The organism is Pedobacter sp. BMA (genome assembly GCF_001027745.1).
GTDB lineage: Bacteria > Bacteroidota > Bacteroidia > Sphingobacteriales > Sphingobacteriaceae > Pedobacter.
In genome coordinates, this window is record NZ_LECU01000004.1 from 533,292 (window position 1) to 547,028 (window position 13,737).

Consider the following 13,737-nt stretch of genomic DNA (forward strand, 5'->3'; position numbering starts at 1 on the left):
TATTTATTTTTAACTGTTTATTATTTAATCCGCTTCTGACGCGCACAGTGCACTCAATGCTTTCCATTATCTAATTAGGGTTACTGTTCCTTTTCTCATTGTTGTTGTACCATCTTTAAAGGTGACATCAACGATGTATACATATACTCCGATTGGCTGATTTACACCTTTGAAAGTTCCGTCCCATCCGGCATTCATATTATCCGTTTGGTAAATTAACTGACCCCATTGCGTGTAAATCGTCATTTTTGCACTGGCTATGGTGGTACCGTAGATCATGAACGTATCATTCTTGCCATCGTTATTTGGCGTAAATGCGTTCGGGATATACACTTCATTTCCAAACGGATTAGTCGCTTTACCGGTAACCGCAGCAGATGTGCTGGTTTGACAATCAAGCTGTCCTTTCACCCTTACGATGATTGTTGCACTTTGATCAGGTTTTAAACCAAGTACCGTGTATGAAGTTCCTGTAGCACCATTTGTTGGGCTAATCCAGGTGAGGCCATTATCAAGTGATACCTCGTAAGCGGTGGCACCATTTACCGCAGGCCATGCAAATACAATACTGTTGGCCGTAGTGGTTTGCACTGAAACAACTGGTTTATCAAGCACCGGAAGTACAGTAACGGTTACTGCTGTTCTGGTTGGACTCGCACAGCCGCCTACTGCAATACTTTCTACATAATAAGTTGTAGTTGCCGTTAAAGCTGGCGTGGTAAAGGTTGTACCTTCAGCCAGAATGCTGCCTCCTGAACTTGCTGCATACCACCTGTAAACAAGGCCTGTTATTGGGTTATTTACCGTTAACACGGTAGAACTGCCCGAACAAAGTGTACCGTTTGCTGCCGTTACCGAAGCTGGTGCTACCGGAACCGGTAAGGCTACTACATTAACAGGTGTTCTGTTGGCTGATGTACATGATCCGTTAGTACCTTCTACATAGTAGGTAATGTTTGCAGTGATAGCAGGAGTGGTAAAGTTTACGCCTGTACCTGCAATGGTTCCACCGGTTGCCGTAGTGTACCAGTTATAGGTTACTCCGGTTTGCGGATTTGTTACCGTTAATATAGCAGGACTTCCGGTACAAACATTTACTGTTGTAGAGGCAACCGTTGGCACCGTTGGTTTAACATTCACCGTTACGGTTACTTTTACTCTGCCGCCGCTGTTGTTACAGCCACCCGCTCCTGTTGCAATTACATAAAAATCTGTATTTGCAGTTAAAGCACCCGTGGTATAGCTGGTTCCGGTAAATAATAAGTTACCGCCTGTAGCTGCACTGTACCATTCGTAAGTTACGCCCGTTTGTGCGTTGCTTATGGTTAAAGTGGTAGCATCGCCTGCACAGATGTTAGTGCCATTTGTTGCCACTACCGGATTATTTGGAGCAGCGTTAACGGTGATGGTTACCACACGTGCTGTTGCCGGTGTGTTTTCACACTTGTTACTTCCTTTAACAGTTACATAATAAGTGGTAGTGGCTGATAATGCAGGTGTTGTAAATACTGCACCCGTGAAAACTGGCGTAGTTAAGGCTGCATTGCTGTACCACGTAAATATCGGACTGGTTACTGTTGTAGATGAAGCAGTTAGTATTGCTGTGGAATTGGTACAAATGGTTGTCGAACCACTCACTGCAATATCACTGGCCACGGCTACCGGATTCACCGTAATCGTTACCGCCTTAGCGTTAGCCGCTGTGTTCTCGCATTTATCAGCGCCCTTAACCGTGACATAGTATGTAGTTGTGGTGGTTAAGTTTGGCGTAGTAAATATAGGGCCGGTGAAAGCTACACTGGTTAATGAAGCATCATTGTACCAGGTAAATACCGGACTGGTTACTGTTGTTGAACTTGCAGTGATTACCGCCGTACCCGATCCGCATATGGTAGCAGGAGCCGACAATGTAATGTCTGACTGAACTGCGCCTGCATTTACATTTACGGTTACTACTTTGGCCGTTGCCGCAGAATTTTCACATCTGTTGGCACCTTTTACAGTTAGGTAATATTTCGTCGTAGTCGTTAACGCTGGTGTAATGAACGTTGGACCTACGAAGGCTACCGTTGTTAAAGCGGCATCAGTATACCAGGTGAATACCGGACTGGTTACTGTTGTTGAGCTTGCTGCCAGGGTTGCGGTGCTGCCTGCGCAAATCGTTGCATCCGCTGCAGTAATGTCGGCCGCAGTTGAAACCGGATTTACGGTTAAGCTTACCGCTCTTGCAGTTGCGGCAGAATTTTCGCACTTGTTACTTCCTCTTACAGTTACATAGTAAGTAGTATTGGTTGTTAGTACCGGCGTGGTGAACACTGCTCCTGTAAACACAGCAGTAGTTAAGGCTGCATCGCTATACCAGGTAAATACCGGACTGGTAACTGTGGTAGATGAAGCAGTTAATACCGCGGAAGAACCTGCACAAACTGCAGTTGAACCACTTACCGTGATATCTGTTGCTACCGCAACCGGATTAACGGTCACCGTTACCGCTTTTGCATCAGCAGCTGAGTTTTCACATTTATTTGCACCCTTAACCGTTACATAATATGTAGTGGTAGTGGTTAAGCTCGGAGTGGTAAATATCGGTCCGGTGAAGGCAACACTCGTTAGTGATGCATCATTGTACCAGGTAAATACCGGGCTGGTAACTGTGGTAGAACTTGCGTTGATTACTGCTGTTCCTGATCCGCAGATGGTGGCAGGGGTTGACAAGGTTATATCGGCTTGTACCGCAGCTGGATTCACATTTACAGTGACAACCTTGGCAGTAATGGCTGTATTTTCACATTTATTATCGCCTTTAACTGTTACATAATATGTAGTAGTGCTGGTTAAAGCAGGGGTAATGAAGGTTGGCCCTACAAATGCCACTGTTGTTAAAGCCGCATTGCTATACCAGGTGAAGGTTGGGTTAGTTACTGTTGTTGTACTGGCAGCAAGTGTTGCTGTTGATCCTGCACATACAGTTGCATCGGCAGCAGTAATATCGGCGGCAGTCGAAACCGGACTTACTGTTATGGTGACTACCCTTGCAGTGCCTGGTGCATTTTCACATTTATTATCACCTTTAACCGTCACATAGTATGTGGTAGTACTGTTTAAGGCCGGAGTGGTGAAACTTGCACCAATAAAGCTGATATTAGTCAGTGCAGCATCGCTATACCAGGTAAATACCGGATTGGTAACTGTTGGTGATGTTGCAGACAATACCGCTGTTGAGCCTGCACACGCTATAGTGCTGCCATTTACGATAATATCAGTGGTAACAGCCAGTGGATTAACCGTAACGGTTACCATTTTAGCAGTTGCAGCATTGCTTTCGCATTTGTTGCTGCCTTTTACGGTTACATAATAATTTGTGGTAGTAGTTAAACCTGTAACGGTGAAGGTTGGACCCGTAAATACCGGAACGGTTAACGAAGCATCACTGTACCAAGTAAATACCGGCTGCGTAACAGTAGTACTTGACGCCATCAGCAACACGGTAGAACCTGAACAGATCTGAGCGTTGCTTACTGCAATATCGGTAGCTACTGCAACCGGATTAACGGTTACTGTTACAACTTTGGCTGTAGCCTGTGTATTTTCACACTTATTATCGCCTTTAACAGTTACATAATAAGTGGTGTTAGCTGTTAAAGCTGGAGTTGTGAAGTTTGGTCCGGTAAAGGCAACAGTTGTTAAAGTTGCATTGCTATACCAGGTAAATACCGGATTAACCACTGTTGTACTTCCGGCAGATAAGGCTGCTGTAGAACCTGTACAAACTGATGTTGGTCCGCTCACAGTGATATCAGCATCCGTTGCGATAGGATTAACCGTAATGGTAATTGCCCGTGCGGTAGCAGCTGTATTTTCACATTTATTGGTTCCACTTACTGTTACATAATAAGTTGTTGTAGCAGTTAAGTTTGGTGTAACAAACACCGGACCTGTAAATACTTTAGTAGACAAATCGGCTGTGCTGTACCAGCTGAATACCGGATTCGTTACCGTTGTGCTGGTTGCAGTTAAGCTTACCGTTGCGCCCCCGCATACCGTACTGGTGCCTGTTACGCTGATATCAGCAGCCACTGCTACCGGATTCACCGTAACAATGATTTCTTTAGCATTACCAGGTGTGTTCGCACATTTATTGGTGCCGCTAACGGTTACATAATAACGTGTTGTTGCAGTTATAGCAGGTGTATTGAACACTGCGCCTACAAAAGCAACCTGTGTTAAGGCTGCGTCAGTGTACCATGTAAATATCGGACTGGTTACTGTGCTGCTGCTTGCAGTTAATGTAGTAGTTCCAGATGCACACAATGTTGTTCCACCAGTTACCGTAATATCAGATGCTAAAGCCGCTGGATTTACAGTGATAGAAACTTTTGTACGTGTTGGATTTGAACAGCTACTGCCGCTCACCGCTTCAACGTAGTAATCATATACGCCAGGTAGCAGGGATGCAGAGGTAGTAAAATTGCTGTTGTTATTTACCAGCATGTTTCCTCCGGTAGCTGCATCGTACCAGTTATAAGTAACACCTGCAACGGCCTGAACACTTAATGTTGCAGATGATCCTACGCAGGTAGAAGCCGGATTTGTTGTGCTCGCAATCGGAGTTACCGGCGGAGGTAAAATCATTACTACAACTGGAGTTGCAGGGCTCTCACAACCATTGGCTGTTGCAGTTACATTAAAGGTATAAGTTCCTGCAGCTAATGCCGGGTTGGTGGTATAAGTAATACCATCAGCCTGGTAGGTAGTTCCGAGGTACCATTTATAGGTAATTCCTGCCTGAGGATTGGATACGCTTAAGGTTGCTGAAGATCCCTGACAAGCACTTGCTGTTGCTGCCGCCACAGTTGGTTTGGTAATGGTTCTTTGTGCGTAATCGAAGTTAACCGAAGTCAATGCACCTAAAATGCCTGAGCTTAGTCTTAATTCCACACCATCGAATCTGCTTGTTGGGATGTAGGTTAAGATGGCAGAATTTCCACCGCCTAGTAAATTTAATGTAATTAGTGGATTAGAGATCGAAGTTACATCATTATTGCTGGTGTTGCCCTGGAAGGTGGTTACCGTTAGGTTTTGTAAAAGCGCAACTGATAACAACTGAGCTGGTACAGTAACTTTTACCCTTAAGGTGTCACCCACATTTGATAATCCAGGGAAGCCAACCTGATGATAAACGGAAGCACCAAGAGCACCTACCGGAATAACCAGACTAGATCCTGTGTTTACATCATTATCAACCGCAAAAGTCGGATTAATTACGCCTGCAAGTAACGCAACACCGCTTACTCCGCTGGCAACAGTGGTAGTTGCTGAACCGCATGGTGTAGTTACCGGAGGTTGATTAATTACTGTTACTGTAACTGATGCACGGCTGGTAGCAGTACATCCGCCAGCAACGCTAGCCTCTACGTAGTAAGTTTTTGTTGCAGTTAATTGTGGTGTTACAAATGTTTCACCAGTAAATACCGGCACACCTCCATTCGCCTGTTCGTACCAGGTAATGGTGGCACCTGCAGTACTTGACGTAGCTTTTAGTACCGCTACTGAATTGGAGGTGATGGTAATAGACGGAGGCGTAATTACCGGAATATCAATTGTTCCTAAAGTAATGGTAGCCTCTGTTCTGGCCGAGGAAGTTCCGCAGGCATTAACCGCTGCTACGAAATAACTTCTGTTAGCAGTAATCAGAGGCGTTGTAAAACTGTCGCCGGTAATCAATACAGTTGTTGAGGTTGCATCATCATACCAGTTATAGGTCATTCCTGCTACAGGATTTTGTACTTGTAGGGTAACCAAAGTATTAGGACAAGTATTTACCGCAGCATTTAAAAGCGTTGGTGCAACTGGCGCCGGACTGGTAGTTACGTTCACTACTGTTTTATAGCTCACACATCCAGTTGCAGACACAGCTGCCACAAAGAATCTGGTATCGCCTGTTAATGTTGGCGTAGTGAACACTATACCGTCTTTACCCGTTTGGTAAGCACCGCTGGCATCATACCACCTGTAAGTTAAACCTGCTGATGGATTGCTCACACTGAGCTGTGCAGTAGAGCCAACACAAGATGTTACATTCGAAGATGTAACAGTTGGCGCAACCAGTACGCGCTGAGCATAATTTACATCTATTGATGTTAATGCGCCTAATACGCCTGAATTTAACCTAACCTCTACCCCGTCGAATACGCTTGTTGGAACAAAAGTTACCAGTGCCTGGGTATTTCCACTTAGTAACTGAATATTTAAGGTATTGTTATTTAATAATCGCGAATCGCCATTGCTGTTGGTACCCACGTATGTGGTTACCGATGCATTGCCCAATAAGGCCAGCGACAATAATTTGCCTGGAGTTGAAACCAGTACACGAACAGTATCGCCCACAGTTGAAAGTGAACCAAAGCCTAAACGCTGATATACTGAGGCACCTAAAGCACCTACCGGCATTAATAATGATGAGGCTGTTTGTGTGTCGTTATCAATTGCTGATGTTGGATTAAACACACCCGCAAGTAAAGCCACTCCGGTTACGCCACCGGTTTGTGTTGTTGCAGCTTCGCAAGGAACAGGATTTGGAGATCCGTTTCCATTAACCGTAATGGTAATCTGAACACGGCTGGCTGAAGCACAACCATTTGTTGAAACTGCTTCCACGTAGTAAGTTGTGGTGGCGGTTAATGGCGGCGTTACATATGTGGTACCAGTATATATCGGCGTTGTTGAAGTTGCCGAACTGTACCAGTTTAACGTATTGGTTGCATCAGCAGAAGTTGCCGTGATAATTGCAGACTGACCTGGACTTACTGTAGAGGCGTTTGCACTTACTACAGGGAGCGCCGGACGAGGGTTAACGGTAACCGCAGCAACCGCACGGGCTGCACTTGTACAATTTCCTTGCGCAGCTTCAACATAGTAAGTCGTATTGGCTAAAAGAGCAGGTGTGATAAATACCGGTCCTGTGTAAACCAAAGTACCGGCTGTTGCCGCATCATACCATCTGTAAGTTATGGCTGCATCAGGATTTTGAACCGATAAAGTTGCGGTAGATCCTGCACAAACATTCACAATTGTAGCCAGTATTGGTGTTGGCAACGCAGGTGTTACCGTAACAGTAACCGGTACTCTGGTGGTATTGGCACAAGTGCCTTTACTCACCTCTATGTAATAAGTTGTTGTTGCGGTTAAAGCTGGGGTAGTGAATGTTTCACCTGTACCCAATTGTGTACCGCCAGTAGCTGCATCGAACCAGGCAAGTGTTGTTCCACCGTTAGCAGTTGCAGTTAAAGTAGCCGTACTACCCGAACAAATGGTTTGATTTCCGGCAGTTACCGTTGGATTCGGATAAACTGTAGTTGCTCCATAAATATCCAGGCTGGTAAGCGCTGTAAGTACACCTCCAAAATTAACCTGTACCCTATCAAATGCCCCGCCCCCAACAATGGTTGCAGCAAAGCGGTTACCTGATAAAAGTTGAAGGTTTAGCAGTGAGGAGTTCAATTGAACGGTTCTGACAAGTGTCGTTCCGTTTAATACATTTAAAGTGACATTGCTTAATAAACCAACATCAGCTAAGCCACCTGGCAATGCCAGTTCTAAGCGGATGCTATCGGTAGCTGTGCCTGGAGTGGTAAAAATAAGTTGTTGATATCCCGTTGATGCAACACCAACAGCCAGCGTAATTCTGGTAAAGTTAGTCGCATCAGCATCTGTAGAATTACCTGCACCTGCAATATTACACAACAAGCAAATTCCGGTAATACCTGAATTCTGACTGCTTGCTGCATTACATGCTGTACCACCGCCACCGTTAATTACAGTAACTGTAACCGGAACACGTGTAGCACTTGGGCAACCTGATGCATTTGTTGTTTCAACATAATAAGTAGTAGTGGTTGATAGTGCCGGAGTAGTAAACGAACCACCTGTTGCCAGGGCCGTTCCTCCGGTTGGAGCAGCATACCAGGAAATGGTGTTTCCTGCATCGGCCGTTGCCACTAAAGTAGTGCTTTGTCCCGCATTAATTACCTGACTGTTGGTAGTAACCGTAGCTGGATTCGCAGCAGGGTTTACAGAAACCGTAACCGCTGTTCTTGAACTCACAGCAGTTCCCGAAACAGCTTCAACATAATACACCGTTTGTGCCGTTACAGCTGGCGTAACAAAAACGCCGGTATTGTTGGTTACCAAAGGTGTACTTCCTGTAGAAGCGTACCAGTTATAAGTAACACCAGCTTGTAAGTTGCTTACGCTCAAGGTAGCCGGGCTGCCTGAACATACTGTAGCCGCAGCCACAACCGGTGCATTCACTGTTACGGTTAATGCATAGGCTGTAGTTGCCTTATTTCCGTTTGCATCTGTTGCAGTTAACGAAATGGTATAAGTTCCACCTAACGTTGGTGTGCCAGTAATCTCTCTGGTGGCTGTATTAAAGCTTAATCCCGGAGGTAAGCCTGTGGCCAGATAGGTGTACGGAGCTGTGCCACCAGTTACTGCTGGTAGTGTTTGAGTTGGATAAGAAGTACCTACAATACCATTCGGCAATGTAGCCCCAGGTAAAGATAGCACCCCTATAACCCGCAGGCCGTAGTTATTACTTGCTGTTTTGCCCTGACTATCAGTTACCGTTAAACCAATGGAGTAATTACCCGCCTGAGTTGGTGTACCTGTGATTTCCCTTGTTGCAGCATTGAAAGCTAATCCTGGAGGGAGGTTAGAAGCCACATAAGTAAAAGGACCAACACCCCCTACTGCCGAAGGCAAAGTTTGTGTGGCATATACGTTGCCTTCCATACCATCAGGTAAAGTGGCGTTAGGTAAACTCAAAGGATCGGCTACCGAAATGGTGTAATTGTTAGCAGCAGTTCTGCCTTTATTATCGGTAACCGTAACGGCAACAGTATAAGTACCTGCCTGAGTTGGCGTACCGGTAATTTCGCGGGTTGTTGGATTGAACGTTAATCCCGGAGGCAAACCTGTTGCTGTATAAGTATAAGGAACAGTTCCGCCTGTTGCAGAAGGAATAATCTGCGTAGTGTAAACAGTTCCTGTTGTTCCGTTCGCTAAGGTTGCTGGTGGCAATGCCAAAGGATCAACAACGCTTAAAGTATAGTTAGATGTAATGGTATTACCATTTGCATCAGTTACTGTAACCGGGATTGTATAGTTACCAACCTGTGTTGGTGTTCCGGTAATTTCTCTCGTATTTGGATTAAAAACCAATCCCGGAGGAATGCCTGTTGCAGTATAGGTATAAGGACCTGTTCCACCTGTAGCAGCAGGAATACCATTAGTGGTATAGGCTGTACCTGTTGTACCATCCGGCAATGCGCCAGGGGTAAGTGCTAAAGCAGGTGTTACAGTCAAAGTAAATGTTGCGGTAACCGAACAGTTTTTAGTATCCGTTACTACAACATCGAAAGTAGGATTTCCGGTTGCAGTAGGGGTACCGCTTACCAACCCAGTGGTTGATAGGGTTAGTCCTGCTGGCAAAGTACTACCCGAAGCAAGCGCATAGGTATAACCTGGGGTACCACCTGTTGCCACAGGAAGCTGTACACTATATGGTGATGCAATTGTGGCATTTTTTAAGGTGCTGCCGGCAAATACAATTGCCGGGTTTACCGTAACTGTTACCGGAATTCTGGTTGGGTTCGGACAGCCGTTTTTGCTAACCTCAATATAAAAAGTAGTTGTTGCTGTTAAAGCAGGTGTTGTGAAAGTTGATCCTGAAGTTCCGGTTCCGCCGGTGGCTGTTGTAAACCATGTTAGTACGGTATTTTCAGCCGGAGTTACGGAGAAAGTAGCTGTACTACCATTACAAATGCTTTGTGCACCTGTAATGATGGTTGGGTTTGGATAGATAATTCTTGCGCCATAAATATCTAGACTGCTTAACGCAGAAACAACTGCGGCAAAGCTCACCTGAACACGGTCGTAAACACCGCCAGCGGCAACAGTAGCCGTAAAACGGTTACCACCCAACAGGCTTAGGTTTAACAAACCCGAATTAATGGTTACTGTTCTGACTACCGTGGTACCGTTTAATACGGTTACGGTAATATTGTTCAGTACGCCAACATCAGCCAGACCACTTGGCAAACCAAGATCTAGTTGAATGCTGTCTGACGCTACCCTGGCAAGCGATTGCGGGAAGATTAATTGCTGATATCCTGTTGCACCAACACCAACTGCCAAAGAAATACGGGTGAAGTTAGCGGCATCAGTATCAGTTGAATTGCCGGCATTTGCTATGTTACATAACACGCAGATTCCGTTGATTCCGGAATTTTGACTCGCTGCGGCGTTACACGATGCGCCACCACCATTGTTGATTACGGTAACAGTTACCGGTACACGTGTTGCACTGGCACAACCTGCAGAACTGTTCGTTTGAACGTAGTAAGTTGTAGTGGCCGTTAATACCGGAGTAGTGAAAGTATTTGTATTTGAAAGTGAGGTTCCTCCTGTTGGAGTTGCGTACCAGCTTATGGTATTTCCTGCATCGGCCGTAGCGGCTAAAGTAGTGGTCTGGCCGCTGTTAATTACCTGATTCGCGGTAGTAATGGTTGCAAGTGTAGCAGGCGGGTTAACCGAAACGTTAACCTGAGTTCTGCTGCTCACAGCCGATCCTGAAACGGCCTCCACATAAAACACGGTAGATGAAGTTACAACCGGTGTGGTGAAAGTGCCGGTATTTCCGGTAACCAGCGGTGTACTGCCGGTTGAGGCATACCAGTTATAGGTTACGCCTGCTTGCGTATTGCTTACCGTTAAAGTAGCGGTGCTACCTGAACAAACAGTTGCAGATGCTACAACCGGCGCATTTACAGTAACGTTAAGTGCGTAAGTGGTAGTTGCTTTATTGTTATTGGTATCTGTTGCTGTAAGAGAAATGGTATAAGGACCGCCAGTTGTCGGCGTGCCTGAAATTTCCCTTGTTGTCGGGTTAAATGTTAAGCCTGGAGGCAATCCTGTTGCCGCATAGGTAAATGAACCTGTACCTCCAGATGCTGCCGGAAGTGTTTGTGGCAGGTAAGATGTACCCACAACTCCGTTAGGCAAAGTTCTGGTTGGTAAATTCACCGTACCCACAACTCTTATAGCATAACTGTTGCTTGCCGTTTTACCCTGACTATCAGTAACGGTTACACCAATTGTGTAATTACCCGCTTCCGTAGGCATACCTGAAAGGATTCTTGTTGTAGGGTCAAATGTTAAGCCTGCAGGAACAGAAGTAGCTACATAAGTGTAAGGACCAACACCGCCTGTAGCTGCAGGAAGCGTTTGCGCAGCGTAAACCGCCCCTACATTTCCATCCGGCAAGGTAGCTGATGGAAGTAACAATGGGTCGTTCACTACAATGGTATAATTTGTAGTAATGGTTTTTCCATCGCCATCCGTTACCGTTACTGGAACAGTATAGGTGCCTGAAGCTGTAGGTGTTCCGGCGATAGCCCTTGTTGTAGGGTTAAATGTTAATCCCGGAGGCAAGCCAGTAGCGGTGTAAGTATATGGAGTTGAACCACCTGTAGCCGAAGGAATAATCTGGGTAGTATAAACAGTACCAGTTGTACCATCGGCCAGTGTTGCCAGCGGTAATACCAGTGGATCTGTAATTTTAACAGTATAGTTCGATGTAACCGTGTTTCCATTTGCATCTGTCACCGTTACAGGAATCGTATAGTTTCCGGGAACAGTCGGTGTTCCGGTGATTTCCCTTGTAGTCGGATCAAATGCTAATCCTGGAGGCAGGTTAGTTGCAGTATAAGTATATGGACCGGTACCCCCTGTTGCAGAAGGAATGATTTGTGTTGAATAAACTGTTCCGGTTACCCCATCAGGCAAATTGCCCGGAGTTAACACTAATGCGCCAGTTACCACTAAAGTGTAGCTCGCTGTAGCTGTACAGTTTTTGGTGTCAGTTGCGGTTATTGAGAAATTGTAAGTTCCGGGAACTGTAGGCGTACCAGAAATAATACCTGATGATGAAAGTGTTAAACCTGCGGGAAGTGAGCTTCCTGAAGCCAGGGTATAGGTGTAACCTGCGGTACCACCGGTTGCGGGAGTAATTTGTTTCGAATATCCAAATCCCGGGGTTGCATTGGCCAGTGTTGTAGTATTGAAAACAATTGCGGGATTTACGGTAACGGTTACCGGAACCCTAACGGATTCATTTGTACATCCGATTTTGCGTGATGCAACATAATAGGTTTTATTTGCGGTTAAAGCCGGTGTGGTGAACGTTCCATTATAAGCAGTAGCGGCTAAGGCGGTTCCGTCTTCAGCTACATCATACCATACCAATTGGTTGGTGGAAGCTGTGGTAGCCGTTAACGCTGCTGTAGAATTGAAGCAAACATTAATAGCATTGGAGGCTGGCGCTACAAATGTAGGAAATGCCGGACTTCTGGTTACGCCGTAGATGTCCAGGTATTGCGTTAAGTTTGCACTTACAATATTGTTTAATTTGATGGTTACCCGATCAAAAGCCACACCTGGTGCTATTGGAACGGTAGCCACCTGATTGTTATTGAAAAGACCCAGTAAATCAAGGCCAATGATATTTGCGCCTGTTGTACGGTAAACTTCCTGATTGTTATTATAGGCAATAATGTCAACAGCACTCAGCAAATTGAGGTTCAACAATGCAGGCGACGTTTTAAACCTGATATTAATGTTATCTGTTGTAGCAGATAAATTTGGAAAGTAAATATTTACACTTTTAGAAGCTGCAACACCTAGTACGCCTGTGCTGAGTCGGTAAAAGTTTGTTCTGTCATCGTCAATGATGTTCTGAAACTCAAAATTCTGGGATCCTGACAGGCCCAGTGCATCGAGTGAAATTCCTTCTTCATCGAAATTGGCAAATACATTGGCATCGCAATTATCATTTCCTGAAATGTTGAAAGCATAGTATACGTTTGTTTTACCGGTAGTAGATAATGCGACGGCAGTGGTCAGGTCGGTGATTACGATTCTATCATAGGTTACACTCGGTGTTAGCGCGATATAGGTAAATCCGTTTTTATCTTTAACTACCTTTATATTTGAGTTATTATTGAATCCTGCCAATGTACTTCCACTAAGAACAGTGGTGCCTGATGAGTTTTGCGCTGCTATATCGATACGGTGATCGCCGATGACCAGTCCGCCAACAACATTGGCAAGCGTACCGCCAAGCGTTCCTCCCAATAAGGCGTTTAGTGCTGAAGCATCGAAATCTATACGAACATACGTAGTACGATTTGCCGGAATATTACCCGGGAACTGCAGCACAATGCCGGAAGAGTATGCCCCTAATCCTAACAATGCACCTCCATACGAATTCAGCGTAGCAAAATTGCCATCGCTGGTGCTGATTGCATTATTGATGTTATCAATATGCGTAGCACTTCCCGCAGTTGGAGTTACAACAGTCGCAAAATTTTTAGTTTGCGCATACGATTGTGATTGGAAGAGCGTTAATAGAATGATGATTGCAAGCGCAAAGGCTTTGCAATGTATCCCAGTTAAGGAACGTTTGGTAAAGGTTTTCATCATGTCAGGCGTAATTTAGGATGACTTACTAGGTAGTTTGTGCGTATCTGGCCAAGCCTTATTCGCGCATTATATAATTATGACAAATCTATATTTTGGATGATTACCAATCTTATCCATTGCTATTCATTCACTGACCGAATCTCTTTATTCATTTCATTCATAGCGTGAATAAAGACTTAAAAGATTTCACTGTTT

1 protein-coding gene is annotated in these 13,737 nt (G+C 45.1%); it reads right to left on the reverse strand.

What is annotated here, in order from left to right; translation table 11 throughout:
- Positions 1-66: 66 nt before the first annotated feature.
- Positions 67-13,542, reverse strand: coding sequence for a gliding motility-associated C-terminal domain-containing protein (locus AB669_RS08555; protein WP_082120621.1), 13,476 nt, complete (start codon positions 13,540-13,542; stop codon positions 67-69).
- Positions 13,543-13,737 lie beyond the last annotated feature (195 nt).

Coding starts and splice junctions, on each gene's coding strand:
- AB669_RS08555 (WP_082120621.1), bottom strand. CDS start 13,542: ATGATGAAAACCTTTACCAAACGTTCCTTAACTGGGATACATTGCAAA.